The sequence below is a fragment of the Acidibrevibacterium fodinaquatile genome, assembly GCF_003352165.1.
Lineage (GTDB): Bacteria > Pseudomonadota > Alphaproteobacteria > Acetobacterales > Acetobacteraceae > Acidibrevibacterium > Acidibrevibacterium fodinaquatile.
In genome coordinates, this window is sequence record NZ_CP029176.1 from 3,601,532 (window position 1) to 3,619,954 (window position 18,423).

Annotated in this window: 18 protein-coding genes; 14 read left to right on the forward strand and 4 right to left on the reverse strand. The window is 66.5% G+C overall.

Going from position 1 to position 18,423, the window contains the following annotated elements:
• Positions 1-30 precede the first annotated feature (30 nt).
• The 4 genes from DEF76_RS19550 to DEF76_RS17065 all read left to right on the forward strand — a co-directional run bounded on the left by DEF76_RS19550 (position 31) and on the right by DEF76_RS17065 (position 3,475).
• Entirely contained in the window at positions 31-828 is a 798-nt protein-coding gene (locus DEF76_RS19550) for a trypsin-like peptidase domain-containing protein (protein WP_162800726.1), read from the forward strand.
• Positions 829-1,008: 180 nt separating this feature from the next.
• Positions 1,009-1,428, forward strand: coding sequence for a rubrerythrin family protein (locus DEF76_RS17055; protein ID WP_114913312.1), 420 nt, complete (start codon positions 1,009-1,011; stop codon positions 1,426-1,428).
• 83 nt (positions 1,429-1,511) lie between these two features.
• Complete coding sequence (locus tag DEF76_RS17060) at positions 1,512-2,867, forward strand: heterodisulfide reductase-related iron-sulfur binding cluster (RefSeq protein WP_114913313.1); 1,356 nt, start codon at positions 1,512-1,514, stop codon at positions 2,865-2,867.
• A 20-nt stretch (positions 2,868-2,887) separates the two neighbouring features.
• Positions 2,888-3,475: a DUF3501 family protein gene (locus DEF76_RS17065; RefSeq protein ID WP_114913314.1), complete on the forward strand. Its 588-nt coding sequence runs from the start codon at positions 2,888-2,890 to the stop codon at positions 3,473-3,475.
• 117 nt (positions 3,476-3,592) lie between these two features.
• Here DEF76_RS17065 and DEF76_RS17070 read toward each other — a convergent pair whose 3' ends face one another.
• The gene (locus DEF76_RS17070; RefSeq protein ID WP_114913315.1) at positions 3,593-5,413 is read right to left on the reverse strand and encodes an HAD-IIIC family phosphatase; all 1,821 of its coding nucleotides are present in this window, start codon (positions 5,411-5,413) and stop codon (positions 3,593-3,595) included.
• Positions 5,414-5,443: 30 nt separating this feature from the next.
• Positions 5,444-5,683 carry an acyl carrier protein gene (locus DEF76_RS17075; RefSeq protein WP_114913316.1) on the reverse strand — a complete coding sequence of 80 codons (240 nt, stop codon included), beginning with the start codon at positions 5,681-5,683 and terminating at the stop codon, positions 5,444-5,446.
• 193 nt (positions 5,684-5,876) lie between these two features.
• On the opposite strand from DEF76_RS17075, the gene hisG reads away from it, so the two are divergent.
• The 8 genes from hisG (at position 5,877) to DEF76_RS17115 (ending at position 14,693) form a co-directional block, all read left to right on the forward strand.
• Positions 5,877-6,572 (forward strand): ATP phosphoribosyltransferase, encoded by a 696-nt coding sequence (hisG, locus tag DEF76_RS17080; protein WP_114913317.1) that lies wholly within the window; start codon positions 5,877-5,879, stop codon positions 6,570-6,572.
• Positions 6,572-7,882 (forward strand): histidinol dehydrogenase, encoded by a 1,311-nt coding sequence (gene hisD, locus DEF76_RS17085; protein WP_114913318.1) that lies wholly within the window; start codon positions 6,572-6,574, stop codon positions 7,880-7,882. Before hisG ends, hisD begins: the two co-directional genes overlap by 1 nt.
• Before the next feature lie 142 nt (positions 7,883-8,024).
• Positions 8,025-8,894 carry an FAD binding domain-containing protein gene (locus DEF76_RS17090; RefSeq protein ID WP_114913319.1) on the forward strand — a complete coding sequence of 290 codons (870 nt, stop codon included), beginning with the start codon at positions 8,025-8,027 and terminating at the stop codon, positions 8,892-8,894.
• Positions 8,895-9,074: 180 nt separating this feature from the next.
• Positions 9,075-10,439, forward strand: coding sequence for a 2-hydroxycarboxylate transporter family protein (locus DEF76_RS17095; RefSeq protein WP_205216048.1), 1,365 nt, complete (start codon positions 9,075-9,077; stop codon positions 10,437-10,439).
• Positions 10,440-11,693 carry a CaiB/BaiF CoA transferase family protein gene (locus DEF76_RS17100; RefSeq protein ID WP_114913321.1) on the forward strand — a complete coding sequence of 418 codons (1,254 nt, stop codon included), beginning with the start codon at positions 10,440-10,442 and terminating at the stop codon, positions 11,691-11,693.
• A complete protein-coding gene (locus DEF76_RS17105) occupies positions 11,690-12,589 on the forward strand; it encodes an HpcH/HpaI aldolase/citrate lyase family protein (RefSeq protein ID WP_114913322.1) in 900 nt (299 codons plus the stop codon). The genes DEF76_RS17100 and DEF76_RS17105 overlap by 4 nt, the downstream gene beginning before the upstream one ends.
• A complete protein-coding gene (locus DEF76_RS17110; RefSeq protein WP_114913323.1) occupies positions 12,570-12,779 on the forward strand; it encodes a hypothetical protein in 210 nt (69 codons plus the stop codon). The genes DEF76_RS17105 and DEF76_RS17110 overlap by 20 nt, the downstream gene beginning before the upstream one ends.
• Before the next feature lie 555 nt (positions 12,780-13,334).
• Entirely contained in the window at positions 13,335-14,693 is a 1,359-nt protein-coding gene (locus DEF76_RS17115; RefSeq protein WP_114913324.1) for a site-specific integrase, read from the forward strand.
• 36 nt (positions 14,694-14,729) lie between these two features.
• Here DEF76_RS17115 and DEF76_RS17120 read toward each other — a convergent pair whose 3' ends face one another.
• Positions 14,730-15,059, reverse strand: a complete 330-nt coding sequence (locus DEF76_RS17120) for a hypothetical protein (protein ID WP_114913325.1) — start codon at positions 15,057-15,059, stop codon at positions 14,730-14,732.
• Positions 15,060-15,364: 305 nt separating this feature from the next.
• Here DEF76_RS17120 and DEF76_RS17125 point away from each other — a divergent pair, with 305 nt between their 5' ends.
• Together DEF76_RS17125 and DEF76_RS17130 are read left to right on the forward strand one after the other, a co-directional pair.
• Positions 15,365-15,946 carry a hypothetical protein gene (locus DEF76_RS17125; protein ID WP_114913326.1) on the forward strand — a complete coding sequence of 194 codons (582 nt, stop codon included), beginning with the start codon at positions 15,365-15,367 and terminating at the stop codon, positions 15,944-15,946.
• Positions 15,947-16,266: 320 nt separating this feature from the next.
• Positions 16,267-17,466 carry a hypothetical protein gene (locus DEF76_RS17130; protein WP_162800727.1) on the forward strand — a complete coding sequence of 400 codons (1,200 nt, stop codon included), beginning with the start codon at positions 16,267-16,269 and terminating at the stop codon, positions 17,464-17,466.
• 185 nt (positions 17,467-17,651) lie between these two features.
• Here DEF76_RS17130 and istB read toward each other — a convergent pair whose 3' ends face one another.
• The gene (gene istB, locus DEF76_RS17135) at positions 17,652-18,404 is read right to left on the reverse strand and encodes an IS21-like element helper ATPase IstB (protein ID WP_114912091.1); all 753 of its coding nucleotides are present in this window, start codon (positions 18,402-18,404) and stop codon (positions 17,652-17,654) included.
• Positions 18,405-18,423: the final 19 nt, after the last annotated feature.

Here is an 18,423-nt window from a genome sequence, read left to right on the forward strand (position 1 = left end):
AAGGGTCGTTAATTTCATTGGGAGACTCCGGTGAAGGGCAATCCTGCCGAACTAGCCTTGGTGGACAAATTCTTGGCAGACTTCACATTGAAAGTTGCGACCCCCATAGCTTGGCATGACCGCAAGGAGCGTTGGCCTAGGCGCATTTTCGGTGGCACTTGCTTCTTTCTACGCTTCGCCAACGGCATTATTGGAATAACCGCCAACCACGTGGTGGAAGCCCTGGAAAAGACTATCGCCCAAAATTCTAACATTGTTTGCCAAATTCGAACGTCACACCCGATAGATTTGCCGAGCCTCATGATTGACCGGTGCCCTGAATGGGACATTGCCACGTTTCGCGTCTCCGAAAAGCTAGCGCAGGCGATTGACGCCACACCCGTGGATTGCGGAGGTGACTGGCCGCCGCCAAAACCAGATTTAGGTCGTGCCGTGACGTTCTGTGGTTTTCCCGAAGCCCAACGTGTCACTAGTGCGCCTGGGGTCGTGCAGTCGTTCGCATGTGGCAGCTTGGCGACGATTGAGGACGTGACCGAACGGGATGTGATTGTCACCTATGACCCCGACCGAGATTGTAGAGCACCCTGGGCGACTCGGAAGCAGCCGTTAGGCTACAACATGTCCGGCTGTTCCGGGGGGCCTGTCTTGTCACACGGAATTCGCAATGGCCTGCAAAGGTGCTTTCCGATAGCAATGATAATCATGGGGCCACGCGAGGAAGGGGCCGGTGATGCCAGTGGCTGGGAGATGATCAAGATGCGCCGCATCGATGTTGTCCAGCCCGACGGCACCATTAGGCGCAAGGACTTAGGCTGGCTGCCACGATAACTGGCGGCCGGACGGGAAATGCACTCGGCGCCCCCGCCCAAATTGACTTCGCGGGGCCGCGCGGCTAGCCTCTGGGCCAAGGATTCCCGGCGTTTGTGGCGTTTTATCATGCATCCGCGCCGCATCCGGTTCCCAAGATTTTTGGTTCATCGTCAGGCCGTCGAGGTCAGGAGGTTAGTCATGGCATCGCTCAAAAACAGCAAGACCGAGGAAAACCTGAAATACGCGTTTGCGGGGGAGAGCCAAGCCAATCGCCGCTATCTCTATTTCGCCCAGAAAGCCGATGTCGAAGGCTATAATGACGTCGCCGCGGTGTTCCGCTCCACCGCCGAGGGCGAGACCGGGCATGCCCATGGTCATCTCGAATTTCTCGAAGCCGTGGGTGATCCCGCGACCGGCAAGCCGATTGGCAAGACCAGCGATAATCTGCTCTCCGCGATCGCCGGCGAAACCCACGAATATACAGACATGTATCCCGGCATGGCACGCACCGCCCGCGAGGAAGGGTTCGAGGAGATCGCCGAGTGGTTCGAGACGCTGGCCAAGGCCGAGCGTTCGCACGCCGGACGCTTTCAGCGCGCCTTCGACGAACTGAAATAAGCCGCCATTGCCCGCGCGAGCCAGGTGCCCGCGGCAAGGTCGCCGGGCCGCCTGGCTCGGTTTTTTTCACCAAGGAAAATGTGATGCGCGAAGGCGGGCTCGAGGCACCGACACGTCATCCGATCGCGTGGCGGGATGACGAATTCTATGACCCGGAAAAACTCGACGCGGAAATGCGCCGGGTGTTCGACATTTGTCATGGCTGCCGGCGCTGCTTCAACCTCTGTGATTCCTTCCCGCGCCTTTTTGATCTCATCGATGCGTCGCCGAGCGGCGAACTCGACTCGGTCAAAAGCGCTGATTTCGCGCCGGTCGTTGAAGCCTGCACGCTGTGCGACATGTGCTTCATGACCAAATGCCCCTATGTGCCGCCGCATCCCTTCGCGCTCGATTTTCCGCATCTCATGCTGCGCCAGCGCGCGGTGGCCGCGCGCGCCGGCGAGGTCGCCTGGGCCGATCGTGAACTCGCCAAAACCGACCGCAACGGCCGGCTCGCCAACCTCGCCGCCCCCCTCGCCAATTGGGCGACGAACACCGAAAACCGCCTGGCGCGCCGGTGGCTCGAAGCCGGCGCGGGCCTCCATCGCGAGGCCGAACTGCCGAAATATGCCAGCCACAGCCTTACCATCGCCGCCGCCGCCAACCCGCCCACGCTCAATCGCGAGGCGCCGGGTTTTGGCCGCAAGGCCGTGCTCTATGCCACTTGCTTTGGCAATTACAACGATACCAGCGTCGGGCTCGCGACGCGCGCCGTGCTCGCGCGAAATGGCGTCGAGACCGAAATCGTCTATCCACGCTGCTGCGGCATGCCGCTTTTGGAACAGGGATTGCTCGGCGAGGTTGCAGCGCAGGCGCAAGAGGTCGCGGCTGCCCTCGCCCCCTGGATCGCGCGCGGCTATGATGTCATTGCCCTCGTCCCCTCCTGCGCCTTGATGCTGAAATTCGAATGGCCGCTGCTGCTGCCCGAGAACGAGGGGGTGCGGCGCCTTGCCGATGCAACCTATGACGTCAGCGAATATATCGTCGATATCGCGCGCAAAAACGGCCTCGCCCCCGGTTTGCAGCCGGTTCCGGGCGGCGTCACGGTGCATATGGCCTGCCATGCGCGGGCGCAAAACATGGGCCAGAAAGCCGCCGAGATGCTGCGCCTGATCCCCGAGATCGATGTCACCGTGATCGAGCGCTGCTCCGGCCACGGCGGGGCCTGGGGGTTCAAGCGCGAGAATTTTCCGGTCGCCCTCAAAGTCGGCCGCCCGGCCGCGCGCGCGGCAAAAAGCGCCGGCCAGCGCTTTGTGACGTCGGAATGCCCGCTCGCCGGCACGCATCTCGGCCAGACCATGGCGCGCGACACGACGAGCGACGGCCCCGTGCCGGAGCTTCTTTCCCATCCCATCCGGCTCCTTGCCCGCAGCTACGGCTTGGATCCCGAAGCCGCCTGATTATCACAGCGGAGATGTCAATGACCCGCAAGCACGCGATCACCGAGGCGGATATCCTACCGCCGGAAATCTACGCCGCCACGCGGGCCGAGCGCCGGCGCGCGATGGTTGCGCTGAAGCGTGGCCGCCGCGTCGCGGTCGGCCCGTTCGTCACCTTCTTCTTCGAGAATTACGATACGATGTGGTTTCAAATTCACGAAATGCTGCACATCGAAAAAGGCGGTCCCGCGCAGATCGCCGACGAACTCGCGGCCTATAATCCGCTCGTGCCAAACGGCACCGAGCTGGTCGCGACCTTCATGATCGAAATCGACGATCCAGACCGGCGCAAAGCCGAACTCGCGCGTCTCGGCGGGATCGAGGAAACCGCGTTTCTGAGCTTCGCCGGCGAAACCATCGCAAGCCAACCCGAGACCGATCAGGACCGCACCACCGCCGAGGGCAAGGCCTCCTCGGTGCAGTTCGTGCATTTTCCTTTCACCGCGGCTGCGATCGCCAAATTCAAAACCGCGAACGATATCATGCTCGGCTTCCGCCACCCCAACTACCCACACATGACCACGCTCACGCCGGCTCTCCGCGATACGCTGGCCAGCGATTTCGCCTAAGGGCCGTGCCCCCAAACCCGGATGAACCAGACCCGCGTTTCGGGACGGTTTCCAAAGGCATTGCCTTTGGTGGGGTCAGGGGCAAAGCCCCTGATCTGATAGCGGCGCAAGCCGGGATTACGCCAGCGCGATCGCCGTGATGATATCGTCGCCGGCATCGACCGCCCGCACCCAGAATTGCGCGCCGCCTTCGCCCGCGCCATCTTCCGCAAAGCCGAGACGCGGATAGAGATCGGCGACGACGCCGTTTTTCGCCGTCGGGCGATATTCGCCGCGCAGACGGGCAAACCCGCGCGCGCTGGCGAGCGCGAGCAGATGGCGGAGGATGAACCCCTCGGCGGTGCGCGAAAAAACCCGGCAACTCATCAGCCAGCTCACGATATGGAGCGTCTTCCCGTCCTCCGCCGGCTGCGCGATCAGGGTCGAGACCAGGCCGTGATCGCCGAATTTGTCGCGCAGATGAAAGGCGAGCACGATGGCATTGTCATCGCCGAGGAAGGCGCGGATTTCCGCTTCCGAAAACCGCCGCGTGGTGACGTTGAACTGGTTGGTTTTCTGTTCGAGCTGCGCGACGCGGGCGATATCGCCCTCCTCCGGCCGCCAGATCCGCCCGCGCATGGCGAGGCCATCGAGATAGCTCCCGAGATCGGTCGCCCCGCGCGCTTCCGCCGCCGCCGCCTCGCGCGCCGCATAAGCCTCGGCGCGGGCGAGGTCTTCGGCGGTGTAGCTCTCGAGATAGAGCCAGCGCGTGGCATCCAGCCGCTCTATGAACTTGCCAGGATCGTCGCCGAGCGGCACCACCGCGACCTCGGGCAGCGCGCCGGCGACGAGGTCACATTCGGCGGGGTTGTCGTCGAGGAAAACCAGCGAATCGAGCCCGAGATTGAGCGCCTTAGCGATGCGTTTGATCCCGTCCGCCTTGTTTTCCCAGGAGCATTCGAACGCCGCGAAATCCTCGCGCCGGAGCACGCTCGCGGAATGGGTGAAGCCGGTCGCGGCGATCTCCGGGTCGTTCTTGCTGCAGACCGCGAGCACGATGCCGCGGGCGCGGAGGTCGCGAAGATAGCTCTGCCAGTCGGCGAAAGCCTCGCCGGCGGGTGAGCCTGGCCCAAGCGTGATGCCGCCGACCCCGTCATCGCCGATGACGCCGCCCCAGAGCGTGTTGTCGAGATCGAGCACCAGCGCCTTCTTCGCCCGGCCGAACGCGGCGCGGAAGGCGGCGCGGAAATAGGCGACGTAATCGGGCAAAAAGCGCTGATCGAAGCCGATGCGGGCGGCGTAGTAATTGGCCGGGCTCGCGAAACGGGTGAACCCCGCCTCCGCCGCCAGGCGGTCGGTCTCGATCCAGGAAACGCGCCCGCGCCCGGTGGCCAGCAGCGCCGCGTTGAGGGCGGCGACCTGGCGTTCCGGCGCGGCGTCGGCGAAGCGCTCGGCAGGGCCGCAAAAGCGCATCGGCGGCGGCGCCATCAGGTGCTGGAGAATGCGGCAATGCCCGCCACGCGCCAGCGCCGTCCACAGATTTTCGAACAAGGCGACCTTGTCGGCGCGCGCCGCGGCAACCGCCTCCGCGCTGGCGCCGATCGGCAGGGGATCGACACCGTCGCGCCAATCGGTTGCGACCAGAACGCCATCGGCGGCGAAGCGGTGAAGCGGCGAGCCGGGATCGAGCGCTTCCTGGATCAGCGAGCCGAACGGCGCCTGATAGATCACCGGCCACACCCCTTCGAGGACGAGGGCGCAGGCGACCGCGCGGGTGATGAAATCGGTGGTCAGGCTGCCGAGGATGGCGATGCGCTGGACCGCGACCCCGGGCGGCGGTTCGGCGGCATCCAGAATCTCGCCGCCGGTCGCGAAAATCACCGGCAAGGTGAGCGCCTTGGCGCCGAGCCGGGCGCGGAGCGCGGGAAAATCGACAGCCGTCGCGGTCTCGTCACGCATGGCGGGGCTCCGTGGGAGGGAGGGAGACGGTCAGAGCGTCACGTCGATCCCGTGCCGGGCCAGCGCGGCCGCGATCTTGGCGACGCTATTGGCTTCGCTGATTTCCTGGGCGCTGAATTCGACGCCGAAACCGCTCTCGATCTCACCCATCAGCACCACTTGGCGCAGACTGTCCCAATTCTTGGTGTTTTCGGCGCTCGACTCGGCATTCAGGCTGGCGCGGTCGAGACTGAGGGTCTCAGCGATCAGGCCAAGCAAATCTCCACTCATGAACCCGTTCCTTCGAAGGATTTTATGACGAAAGAAGCTACCCGCAACCGCGCTGCGCCGCAATCTTATTGACGCTGATGTTGACGCCGCCGGCGCCGTCCGGGCCCGGACGCCGGTTTTTCGCCCCTTCCACCCTTGCCGCTTCGGTGCTAGAGCCCGGCGCGATCATGATCCATCGCCCGGCTTTCCCCCGATGATCGCGCCCGCCGCCGCCGACCTTGCCGCCGGCCCGCTCGTCTTGGCGCTGCCCAAGGGGCGGATCCTTGCCGAATGCGGCGGGTTTCTCGCCCGCGCCGGGGTCCACCCGGCCGCAGATTACACCGATGAGGATAGCCGCCGGCTGCGTTTTCCGACCGATGATCCCGGGCTTGACGTGGTGCGCGTGCGTCCTTTCGATGTCGCGACCTTCGTTGCCTTCGGCGCCGCCGCCCTCGGCATTTGCGGCGCCGACGTGCTGATGGAATTCGATTATCCGGACATTTATGCGCCGCTCGATCTCGCCATCGGCCGCTGCCGCATCGCCGTCGCCGCGCCCGCGGGCGGCGCGGGGTTCGAGACGCCGGCCCGGCTGTCGCGGGTGCGGGTCGCGACCAAATACCCGAACGTCACCGCCCGCCATTTCGCGGCGCGCGGCATCCAGGCCGAGATCGTCCATCTCAACGGCGCCATGGAACTGGCGCCCGGGCTCGGGCTCGCGCCGCTGATCGTCGATCTGGTGCAGACCGGCTCGACGCTGAAGGCCAATGGTCTCGCCGAAATCGAAGTGATCGCCGACGTCACCAGCCGCCTCATCGTCAACCGCACGGCGCTCAAGACGCGGCCGGACGTGATCGGGGCTTGGATCGCACGCTTTCGCGCCGCCCTCGCAACCTCGGTCGCAGCGGCCTGATGCGGCGCCTGGCAACCCGCGATCCGGGGTTTGCGGCCGCGTTCGCGGCGCTGCTCGGCGAGACGCGGGCCGAGGCCGAAAATCTGCGCGCGCCGGTCGCTGAGATCATTCGCGCGGTACGCGCGCGCGGCGATGAGGCGCTCGCCGAATTCACCGCCCGCTTCGATGGCTTCACCCCCGGCGCGCCGCCGCTCCGCGTCAGCGCCGATGAGATCGCGGCGGCGCGGGCCAGCCTGAGCCCGGGCCTCGCCGAGGCCCTCGATCTCGCCGCCTCCCGCATCGCGGCGTTCCATGAGCGGCAAAGACCCGCCGATTTCGCGCAAACCGATGCGACCGGGCTCCGCCTTGGTCTGCGCTGGACGGCGCTCGATGCGGTCGGGCTCTATGTGCCGGGCGGGAAAGCCTCTTATCCCTCCTCGGTGCTGATGAACGCGATCCCGGCGCGGATCGCCGGTGTCGCGCGCATCGCGATGTGCGTCCCGGCGCCGGGCGGCGCCCTCAACCCGCTGGTGCTTGCCGCCGCCGCGCGCGCTGGCGTCAGCGAAATCTGGCGGATCGGCGGTGCGCAGGCGATCGCGGCGCTGGCTTACGGGACGGCGAGCATCGCCCCGGTTGATCGCATCGTCGGGCCGGGCAACGCCTATGTCGCCGAAGCCAAGCGGCAAGTGCATGGCGATGTCGGGATCGATGCCATCGCCGGTCCCTCCGAGGTGGTGGTGCTGGCCGACGCCGCCAATGACCCGCGCCATGTCGCGATCGATCTCCTGGCGCAAGCCGAGCATGACGAGGCGGCGCAAGCGATCCTGATCACCGATGACGCCGGCTTCGCCGAGCGTGTCATTGCCGCCGTCGCCGAAGCCTTGCCGCAGCTGCCGCGCGCCGCGATCGCCGCGGCAAGCTGGCGCGATCACGGCGCGGTGATCGTGGTCGCCGACTGGGTGGAGGCGGCGGGCCTCGTTGATCGCCTGGCGCCTGAACATCTCGAACTGATGCTCGCCGAGCCCGAAGCCGTGTTCGCCCGCATCCGCCATGCCGGCGCGGCATTTCTCGGCCGGTTTTGTCCCGAGGCGCTGGGCGACTACATCGCCGGGCCCAATCACGTGCTGCCGACCTCGCGCAGCGCGCGCTTCGCCTCCGGCCTCTCGGTCTATGATTTTCTCAAGCGCACGACCTGGATCGCCGCCGATGACGCGGCGCCGCTTGCGGCCCTGGCGCCGGCGGCGATCGCGCTTGCCGAGGCCGAGGGGCTTGACGCCCATGCGAGAAGCCTCGCGCTGCGCCTGCCACGCCGCTCGCTGGCGGGGCGATGAGGCTCATAGCCACCATGGCCTCTGCCGCCGCGAATTGACCGCAAGACGGCGTCGCCCTAGCGTTTCCACCACACGCTGCACGCTCGGTCAGCGACAATGGGGGAAATGTCAGGGCAATGCCTGGCCAGGGTGAATTCGCGCGATGAAGCCGGTGCCTTTCACGTATCGGCGGGCCGCCTCGGTCGCCGAGGCCTGTGCCTGGCGCGCCGAGGATCCGCAAGCGGTGCTGATCGCCGGCGGGCAGTCGCTGATGCCGATGCTGGCGATGCGCCTGGTGCGGCCGAGCCAGGTCATCGATATCGGCCGTATCCCGGAACTCGATGCCATTCGCGTCGAAACCGACCATGTCTTCATCGGCGCGACCACCCGCCAAGAAACCGCCGAGCAGAGCCCGATCATCGCCGAGGAATTGCCGCTGCTGGCGCGTGCCCTACCCTGGATCGGCCATCCGCCGACGCGAAGGCGCGGCACCATCGGCGGCTCGATCGCCAATGCCGATCCGGCGGCGGAAATCGCGCTGATCGCGGTGACGCTCGGCGCCGAGATCACGATCGCCGGCGCCGCGGATGGGCGTGCCTCGCTCCCGGCGGCGGAATTTTTCCTCGCCCCGATGGTGACTACCCTTCCCGAGGGTGCGATGGTCACCGGCCTCAGGCTCCCCCGCATGCCGCGGCCGCGCACCGGCAGCGGTTTCGCCGAAATCGCCCGCCGCCACGGCGATTTTGCGCTCGCGGCGGCGGCGGCCGTGCTCAGCCTCGATTCCGCCGGCGCCATCGCCGGGATCGCGGTCGCGATCGGTGGCGCGACCCCGGTGCCGACGAAACTCGCGCTCGATCGACTGATCGGGCTCCGGCCCGAGGATCAGCGGATCGCGCCGGCGATCGCGCAAGCGCTGGCGCCGCTCGACATGATGACCGACCTGCACGCGTCCGCCCCCTATCGCCGGCGCGCCGCGGAACGACTGGCGGGGACGGTGATCGCGATGGCGGCGGCGGAAGCAGCGGCGCGATGACCGCGCTGCGCCTGCCATGCTAAACCCATGGCGCGGAAGAGAAGGATAGGCAAGATAGCTTCTTTTTCTGAAGAAAAAGAAGCAAAAAGACTTTCGTTCCGTTTTCTTGACGCAATCCTCCTGGCCTTGACCCCGACGTCACCATCCGCGACTCTCGCGGCGGCAAGAGCGGAGGAAAACGTGACCCAAAGGGGCATGAGTCAGACGGGATCGGCCGAGCACGTCCCGCCAAAAACCGGCGCGCGGGCGCTCTGGTGGCGGCTGGTCGATGGCAAGGTTGGCATCATTCCGCTGCCGCTCTATCCGGTCATCCTGGTCTTGATCGCGGCCCTCGTTGGGCTCGGCAAAGTGCCGCCCGATCTCACCACCATGATCCCGCTGATCGCCCTTGGCGCCTTCACGGCGGCGGAGATCGGCAAGCGCGTGCCAGGGCTCGCCCGCATTGGCGGGCCCGCGATCCTCACCGTGTTCCTGCCGTCCTATCTCGTGCACGCGCATCTGATGCCGGAAAAAACCATCAGCGCGATCAGCGTTTTCTCCAAACAGTCGAATTTTCTCTATCTCTTCATCGCCTGCATCATCGTCGGCAGCATTCTCGGGATGCATCGGCGGGTGCTGATCGCGGGATTTTTGAAAATCTTCGTCCCGCTTTTCGCCGGCTCGCTCGCCGCCTTGATCGCCGGCACCCTCGTGGGAACCCTGCTCGGACTCGGCTGGCGCCACAGTTTATTCTTCATCGTCATCCCGATCATGGGCGGCGGCATCGGTGAGGGCGCGCTGCCGCTCTCGCTCGGCTACGCCACCGTGCTGCATGCCAAGCAAGGCGACATGTTCGCGACCATCTTACCGGCGGTGCTGCTCGGCAATCTCGCCGCTTTGCTGATTTCAGGCGCGCTCGCAACTTTTGCCAGCCGCCGCCCGGCGCTCACCGGCTACGGCCGTCTGCAGCCCGAGGCCGCCGGCGATGCGCTCGCGCTACCGCCCGATCCCGAGGATCTGCCAACCGGCCATCCGCCCGATGCGACGACCGTGGCGGCGGCCGGGATCACCGCGATCACACTTTATCTGGTCGGCATCGTGGTCCAGGACGTCAGCGGCTTTCCCGCCCCGGTGCTGATGCTGGCGCTTGCCGTCGGCCTCAAGCTCGCCCGCGCGGTTTCCGCCCGCCTGCGCGAAGGGGCCGGCGTGATCTATGGGTTTTTTGCCCAATGCGTTACCTATCCGCTGATTTTTGCCATCGGCGTCGCGATGACGCCCTGGGACAAGCTGGTCGCGGCGTTGCAACCCGAAATCATCGCGGTGATCGTGGTGACGGTCGCGACCATCATCGCCGTCGGTTTCTTCGTCGGACGTCTGGTCGGCCTCTATCCGATCGAGGCGGCTATTGTGAATGCCTGCCATAGCGGCCAGGGCGGCACCGGCGACGTCATGATCCTGAGCGCCGCGAACCGCATGGAACTGATGCCGTTCGCGCAGATCGCAACGCGCATCGGCGGTGCCATCACCGTCACCCTCGCTCTCACCGCGCTCCGGATGATGACCTAAATGATCACCGAGAAACCGTTTTCGCCGGATCTGCCGGCGCCGCTCGACGGGATACGCGTCCTCGATCTCTCACGCCTCGTCGCCGGCAATATGCTGAGCCTGCAACTCGCTGATCACGGCGCCGAAGTGATCAAGATCGAGGATCCGAAGACCGGCGATCCGCTGCGCGCGTGGCGCGATCAGGGGCAGAGTTTCCATTGGAAGATCTACGCCCGCAACAAGAAGTCGCTGGCGCTCGATCTCCGCGCCGACGAGGGGAAGGCGCTTTTGCTTCGCCTCACGGCGCGCGCGGATGTTCTGATCGAGAATTTCCGCCCTGGCACGCTGGAAAAAATGGGACTCGCGCCGGCGCTCCTCCATGAGCGCAATCCGCGCCTGGTCATCGTGCGCATTTCCGGCTTCGGCCAGACCGGCCCCTATCGCGGCCAGCCCGGCTTTGGCACCCTGGTCGAGGCGATGTCGGGGTTCGCGGCGAAAAACGGCTTCCCCGAGCGCGAGCCGCTGCTGCCGCCGCTCGCCCTCGCCGACATGCTCGCCGGGCTCTACGGCGCCTTTGGTGTCATGGTTGCACTCCGGGTTGCCGCAGCCAGCGGACGCGGGCAGGTGATCGATCTTTCACTGCTCGAAGCGGTCCATTCGGTTCTCGGGCCCGATGCCGCGATCTTCGCGCGCACCGGGCGTAAGCCGGCGCGCACCGGCAACCGTTCGGCGACCACCGCGCCGCGCAACGTCTTTCGCACCCGTGACAACCGCTTCATCGCCATCTCCGCCTCCATCCAGAGCATGGCCGAGCGGCTGTTCCGCGCCATTGGCCGGCCCGACATGATCGATGATCCGCGCTTTCGCACCAACACCGAGCGGCTGCGCCATGTCGAAGCCTGCGAACAGCCGATCGCGGATTTCATCGCCACGCGCGATGCGGCGGAAGCTTTGGCGGTGTTCGCTGCCGCCGAGGTGACTGCGGCCCTCGTTTACGATATCGAACAGTTCCTCGCCGACCCGCATGTCGGCGAACGAGGGGTCATCGTCGCGGTGCCGGATGAGGACAGGGAAAACCGGGAGGCGGCCCGCGCGCCGCAGACGATCTTGATGCATGATGTCCTGCCGCGGCTTTCGGCAACGCCCGGCCAGTTGCGCCGCGCCGCCCCTGCGCTCGGCGCCGATACACGCGTGCTGCTCGCCGAAATCGGCTGCACCGGCGCCGACTATGATGATCTTCTGGCGCGCGAGATCATCCGGGAGAGCCGCTCATGAGTACGAAATCATTGCCACTTTGGCGCTCGCTTTTGTACGTTCCGGTGACGAACCCGCGTTTCGTCGAAAAATCGGCGACCAGCGGCGCCGATGCGATCATTCTCGATCTCGAGGACTCGATCGCGGAGGCGGAAAAGCCGCGCGCCCGCACGCTGCTCGCCGCCGCCGCGAGGCAAGCCGCCTCCGGCGGCGCCGCGATCGTGGTGCGCGTCAACCGGCCCTGGCGCGCCCTCATCGCCGATCTCGAAGCCGCCGTGATGGCCGGCATTGCCGCCCTCATGCTGCCCAAGATCGAGAGCGCCGAGCAGGTTGAGGCGATCGCCGAAATCGTCACCGAAATGGAGGCCGAACGCGGCCTGGCGCCGGGCAAGATCGGCCTGATCCCGATGATCGAGACGGCGCGCGGTTTTTTCCGTGCTGAGGCGATCGCGCGGGCCGATGCGCGGAACGTCGCCCTCACGCTCGGGGCAGAGGATTTTGCCCTTTCGCTCGGCATGGAGCCGGAAGCGGAGGGATTGTTCTATCCCAAGCAGCAGATGATCATCGCCGCCCGTGCCGCCGGGATCGTGCCGCTCGGCTTTATCGGCACCGTCGCCGATTTCTCCGACCTCGCGGCGCTCCGCGCGACGTTGCGGCGCTCGCGCCGGCTCGGGTTCCTCGGCGCGAGCGCGATCCATCCGACGCAGATAGCGGTGATCAACGAGGAATACTCACCCTCGGACGCGGAGATCGACCGCGCCGGCCGGTTGCTCGCGGCTTATGACGCCGGCATTGCCGCCGGTAAAGGCGCGGTTGCCTTCGAGGGCAGGATGATCGATGCGCCGGTGGTCGCGCGCGCCCGCCAGACCCTGGCGCGCGCGGGGGCGATCGCGGCGCTTGCCGCGAAAAGCGGTTGAGGCGGAAGCCGCCGGCCGCACCGCGATCTTCATCACCCATTCGATCAGCGAGGCGCTGGAGATCGGCGAGCGCCTCGTCGTCCTGCGGCGGCCGGCGCGGATCGCCTATAACGTTCGCCTCGATGCCAACGCCGGCACTGCCGAACAGGCTGCGATCCACGCCCGCATCCGCGCCGCGCTCGCCGCCTGATGCGTTGGTCCGCGACGGCGCCTCTCCGGCCGCCGATCAAGATTTAACCCATTGAAATTATTGGCCGGAATAGTATTGGTCGGGCAGGCGGGATTTGAACCCACGACCCCCAGTCCCCCAGCCGGGAGGGACTAGGAGACGCCCGGCGCCGGGAGCGGACGTCAGTTACCGGAAGCCTTCGGCGCCAATGGGTTGGCAATGACGCGCGCGGACTCCCAACGCCACCAGATGCCGCTAATCTCCTCGCCGGTTGGTCCGCCGTTGGTCCGCGGTGACCATCTGACTGCGGAAACTCGGGTGAAGCCTGGCGCGCGCCGAAGGCGGATGCGCGCACGAACGCGGGAAAGGTATAATATACACTATGTGTGTATCACAACATCACACATATATATATCCTATTGATCCATCACACTTTTGTGCCCGTTTTGTCGGTATTTCGAAACGGATCACACCGCATCACATCACATCACACGCATCACATAAGCAATTTCAAAGACTTATTGTATACCAGACCGGAGATTTGGCGCCCAGCCGTCTCGAAGTAGGCCAGCACCTATGACCAAAGCGGGCCAAATCCGGCTGACCGATACCGCCGTGAAGGCGCTCAAATGCCCGCCGGGCAAGCGCGATTGCCTCGTGTTTGACGATCGAATTGCGGGGTTCGGGGTGCGCGTGATGGCTTCCGGCGTGAAAACCTTCTTGCTGCAATACCAGCTCGGCGGCCGCGGCGGCCGGCGCGAGCGCTATGTGATCGGGCGCCACATGGAGACGCGGATCGCCGACGGGGCGGCGGTGGTGGTCACGGCGGCTTGGGCGCGCGCCGAAGCCGAGCGCGCTCGCGGCCTCGTCCGCGACGGGCGCAGCCCAAAGACTGCCCGCGTCGGTGCGCCGAAACAGCGTGTCTATACCTTCGCGCAGCTAGTCGAGGATTGGCGCGCCGGGGCCCTGGTGCGCGCCAGCCCGCGTTACCGCGACGAGGCGCCGGCTTCGATCCGGCGATTTTTTGCCGAGCTGCTGCCGTGCGCAGCTTCCTCCCTGGTGCGCGCGCAAGTCCGCGAGATCGTGCAGGCGCATGCGTCGAGCGCGCCGATCGGCACGCGCCGCGCGGTGAGCGCCGCTCGCGCCGCGTTCAATTGGGCGCTCAATGAGCGTGACCTCAAAGCGGCCGGTAATCCCTTCGAGCGCGTCAATCGCGGAACGGAAGATAGCCGCCAGCGTGTCTTGACGGACGCCGAGCTCGGCGAAGCCTGGCGCGCAGCGCGGGCGCTGGCGCCTCCTTTCGGGGCGTTCGTGCAACTGCTGATCCTCACCTTGCAGCGCCGAAGCGAACTCGCTGGCATGCGTTGGGACGAGTTGGCGCCGGATTTCTCGGTTTGGACCCTCCCCGCGGCACGGGCGAAGAACAGCGAGGCGCACCTCGTCCATCTGGTCGACGCGGCGCGCGAGGTGCTGCGGCGGCTGCCGCGTGGCGCCGGCAGCCCGCTTGTCTTCCCGGCGACGCGAAGCCGCCTCGGCGCCGGCACGGCGCGCCCGATCTCCGGCTTTTCAGATGTGAAAGAGCGGCTGCTCGAGCAAATCCGAGCCGAGCGGGCGCGGCGGCGCAATTCGCCTCTGGCAGAGACGCCGGTGCCGGATTGGCGCTTTCACGATCTCCGCCGCACGGGGGTGACGATGATGGCGCGCCTCGGGATCAGCCCTGCCGTCGCCGACCGCATCCTCAACCACGTCGAACAGCGCAAGGCGACGACGATTGCCGAGGTTTACCAGCGGCACCAGTTTTTGCCCGAACGCGAGGCGGCGATGGAAATCTGGGCCGCGCACGTGCTGCGTGTCGCGGGCGCCGACGCGCCGGATGCCGAAGCGACGCGCCGAGACTGGGAACGCCCCCCGGACCCGGGGCATCGTTCCGCATAGTTCGGGCTTGGTGGCCTCTGGCGCTCCGCCGCGAGCCTAAATGCCGCCCGGCATACTCCGAAACTGCGCCTTAGAGGCCATATCTACTCCGAGGGATGCCATGGCGAGCGCTGTAGCCAGGCGCCGATCCTGAACCCGTGACACCCACCCCGTGAAAATGACGCCGCCGGCGCTTGCGAGGCCACCGGCAATGCCCAGCATGGCGGCCGCCTTGTCGTCCGCGCGGTAACCGCAAATTCCGGCGCCTATGGAAAACACCGCCGCTCCAATCGGCAGCACCCAAGAGAGCCGAGTGAGCCAAAGCAACATTCGCGGGCTCGGCTCGGGCCGAGGCCAGATCAGCAGGTTGTCGTCGACAACAGACACGGGCGCTTTTCCTCCGTCGCTGGGCGCCGGAAATAAGTCCGTAGGCGCCAAAGCCGAGACTCTACCAACTCCAGCGGCTTTGCGCTGCGCGGGGCGTGTCAAGTTTTTTTGTTGACAATCGGCGGCGATAGACCCAGCCTCTCCGCGCCCGCTAAATAGCGAGCGGCCGAGCGCGGTGCGCAAACACCGTTGCCCGGCCTAACCCGGACAGGAAAGACAGTTCCATGTCGCAGGCTATTGACGCCCTTAGCACGCCCTCCGCGTGCATGCCATCTCCCCATCAAATCGCTTTCCCGGACGCTCCCTTGTTTGATCTCCGCGCGCGGTGGGAGAGCGTTCGCGCCGACCGCGCGGGCCTTCCTGACGGCGCGGACGCGGCCCCGCTGGCGGCCGAAGAGGGGAGGGTGATCGAGCAAATCCTCGCCTTGCCGGCGCAAACGCTCGCCGGTGTCGGGGCGAAGATCGAGGCCGCTGTCGCGCTCGCGGGCGCCGCGGCGCCGGAGCGGCTGCGTCAGGTGATCGAGGACGGGGCGCCCGTGCTCGAGCGCGTTATTTCCGCCGTCCCGGGCTTCGCGAAGATCACGCCGATGGTTGCGGTCATGGCGCGGATTCTGGCGGAGGCCGCGAGTCCGGAGGCCCCGGCGCAAGGCAACGACGCCGCGCCACCCGACGGCCGCACCGTGCCGAGCCGCGGCGAACCGATCGAAATCGAGGTTCTCTATCGCGCCTTGTGCGGCTGGGTCGCGGTGCTCGCCGCCCTGCAACTCTCGGTGGAACATAACATGCTGCCGCCAGCGGCGTTCGACCCGGTTCTCACCGAAATGGTGCAGTGGCGGAGGCTGGCTGGCGCGGCGCTTTCTGCGAAAGAACGCGGCGCGAATTTCTGACGATGCCAGCGGTATCGCGCGAAAGCCGCGGCGCCGGCGGCGCGCCGGCGGCGCTCGTGGCAGGTTTCTCCGCGCCGCGATCCTGCGCCGTGCGCTCGGCGGAAGCCGCGGGCGCGCGGCCGGGACTGCTGGCACCTTCTAACACGGTATTGCGTGCCACGGCGGCGGATGGCAGCCTTTGGCTTGGACTAAAGAGCGCGTCACGATTCGGGCGCGGAGATGCCTACCGGGGTGGCACGGTTTGGCCGCCGCAAGCCGGGACCTCACGCCCGGCCGCCACCCCGGCCCTCTCCCCGTGGGGGCGTGCGCGTGAGGGCACCGTGGAACCCGAGGAGCTCGAGGATTTTCCGAACCCGTTTACGCACGGCGTCCCGTTCGACCGCGAGCTCGTAGACCTGGCTGAGCCCGAGGCATGGCGCGCCTGGGTGTGCGCCTGCGCCGAATACGAGCGAGCGCGCCGTCAGCATGCCGAGGCGGAGCAGGCGCGCGAGCGGCGTGAACGGGCAAATCGCAACGCGCTCCGGCGCGGGAGCATCCCCGTCGGGATGCCCCTCGTCGACTTTTATGCAGTGTCGACCGGATCGCCGCCGCCCTTTATCTCGAACCCTTTTGGGCCCGCTTTGGAGCGGGCCGGAGACGAGAAGAGAGACCGCTGGCAACGCGCGGAGGCGAGCGTGCGCGCGCGGCTCGGCGACCGGAGCCTGCGGGCGTTCGGGCGCCCCGAGACGATTGCAGCGCCGCGCCGGTGGATCGCCCCGCACGTCGCGCAATATCTCAAGCCCGCGAAAGGGAACGCGGGCCCGGGCGTCGCCGAGTGTGGCAATGCGCTATATGTCGAGACGACGGTTTTCGATAGTGTCGGCGTGCCGTTCGACCAGGCGGCCGTTGCCTACGAGGGTGAGGCTTCCTTCAGGTTTGCGCCTTGGCGCTCCAGCCCCATGCGTTCGCTCGGTCGTCTCGCGGCTGCCCGGCGTTGCGCCCGCGATACCGCGCGCGACCCTCGGGAAGAAGAGGCGCTGTCGGCGCTGCGCCTGGCGCTCGCCGATCGGCTTCGCGCCGGCACCCTGCTCGCCTTTCGCGAGGGGGCTTCCGAGCCCCTACCCGCCGAAGACTTCGCGCCCGGCGGGCGCCTCGGCGACGTTGGCCGCTGGGACGCCGAGCCTGGCATTCTCGTGCGGCCGCCCGAGCCGCCTTCGCGCACCCCATTCGTCGCCGTTGCTGAGCCGTCCCCGGCGCCAGTCCAGAAAAAAGGCAGGCCCGGCCGTGCCCCCCTGTTTGACTGGCAAGCGTTCTGGGAAGAGGGCGAGCGCTATTGCGAAGCGACTCTGAAAGAGGCGCCAGGCCAGAAAATAACCCCAGGTGAGTTCAACGCGCACATGAAAGCGTGGGCCGGCGAAAATCTCCGCGTCGGCCGGGAGCGTCCGGGGAAAAAGACTTTGGAGCAAAAGCTCCGAGAGCTGCGGGCGGAGCTGGGAACAAAAATAAACGGTGGACGCGTCGCGCACCGCGGAGGCTGCTAACGCCGCCTAAGGCTTCTAGCAGCGTTAGCAGCCTCGTGCGGATTCCGATGAAGTCGGCCATGCATTCCAACTTGAAGCCGGCCACTGCTTCCGAACTGAAGCCGGCCGGGGTTCCGATTTGAAGCCGGCCACCTGAGCGTCTTCGGTTGGGTCTGGTTGAATGATTATCGTGTCCTTGTTTTGGGTCAAGTTCGGGCGTGGGCCGGTGCCGGATCGCGCTTTTTACGGAGGCTCTCGCCGGTGAGTTCGATGCGGTAGGCGTTGTGGACGAGGCGGTCGAGGATGGCGTCGGCGATGGTGGGATCGCCGATGATTTCGTACCAGCGCTCGACCGGCACTTGGCTGGTGATGATGACGGAGCGCATCTCGTGGCGGTCATCGATAATTTCCAGCAGATCGCGGCGTTGGTCCGCGTTCAGGGTCTCGGGGCCCCAATCGTCCAAAATCAACAGGTCGAGCCTGGCGATCTGGCGCAGTGTTCTGGCGTAACGGCCATCGGCGCGGGCCAGCGCCAGGGCAGAGAACAGCCGCGACACCCGGTGATAGGCGGTCGAGAGATCCTCGCGGCAAGCCTTCTGGCCCAGCGCGCAGGCCAGCCAGCTTTTGCCGACCCCGCAGGGGCCGGTAATGAGCAGATTATGCCGGGCGCGCACCCAGTCACAGCTGGCGAGTTTCAGGAACTGTGCCCGGTCGAGGCCGCGCGGGGCGCGGTAATCGACATCCTCGACGCTGGCGGACTGGCGCAATTTGGCCGCGCGGGCGCGGCTCTCGAAGCGTTTCTGCTGTCGCAACGTGGCCTCGTGCTCGAGCAATAAAGCCAGCCATTCGCCATGGGCCAAACCGGCAACCTCCGGCCGGGCGTCGAGGTCCTTGAAGGCTTTGGCCATGCCGTGCAGGCCGAGTTTGTGCAGCAGGTCGAGGGTCGGGTGGGTGAGCATGCTTGTTCCTTTCAGTGGA

Bases quoted from the DNA above. Each gene is read 5' to 3' on its own strand.
- istB (WP_114912091.1), bottom strand. From the start codon at position 18,404: ATGCTCACCCACCCGACCCTCGACCTGCTGCACAAACTCGGCCTGCAC.
- DEF76_RS17100 (WP_114913321.1), top strand. From the start codon at position 10,440: ATGATCACCGAGAAACCGTTTTCGCCGGATCTGCCGGCGCCGCTCGAC.
- DEF76_RS17055 (WP_114913312.1), top strand. From the start codon at position 1,009: ATGGCATCGCTCAAAAACAGCAAGACCGAGGAAAACCTGAAATACGCG.
- DEF76_RS17105 (WP_114913322.1), top strand. From the start codon at position 11,690: ATGAGTACGAAATCATTGCCACTTTGGCGCTCGCTTTTGTACGTTCCG.
- DEF76_RS17065 (WP_114913314.1), top strand. From the start codon at position 2,888: ATGACCCGCAAGCACGCGATCACCGAGGCGGATATCCTACCGCCGGAA.
- DEF76_RS17060 (WP_114913313.1), top strand. From the start codon at position 1,512: ATGCGCGAAGGCGGGCTCGAGGCACCGACACGTCATCCGATCGCGTGG.
- DEF76_RS17075 (WP_114913316.1), bottom strand. From the start codon at position 5,683: ATGAGTGGAGATTTGCTTGGCCTGATCGCTGAGACCCTCAGTCTCGAC.
- DEF76_RS17070 (WP_114913315.1), bottom strand. From the start codon at position 5,413: ATGCGTGACGAGACCGCGACGGCTGTCGATTTTCCCGCGCTCCGCGCC.
- DEF76_RS17090 (WP_114913319.1), top strand. From the start codon at position 8,025: ATGAAGCCGGTGCCTTTCACGTATCGGCGGGCCGCCTCGGTCGCCGAG.
- hisG (WP_114913317.1), top strand. From the start codon at position 5,877: ATGATCGCGCCCGCCGCCGCCGACCTTGCCGCCGGCCCGCTCGTCTTG.
- DEF76_RS17115 (WP_114913324.1), top strand. From the start codon at position 13,335: ATGACCAAAGCGGGCCAAATCCGGCTGACCGATACCGCCGTGAAGGCG.
- hisD (WP_114913318.1), top strand. From the start codon at position 6,572: ATGCGGCGCCTGGCAACCCGCGATCCGGGGTTTGCGGCCGCGTTCGCG.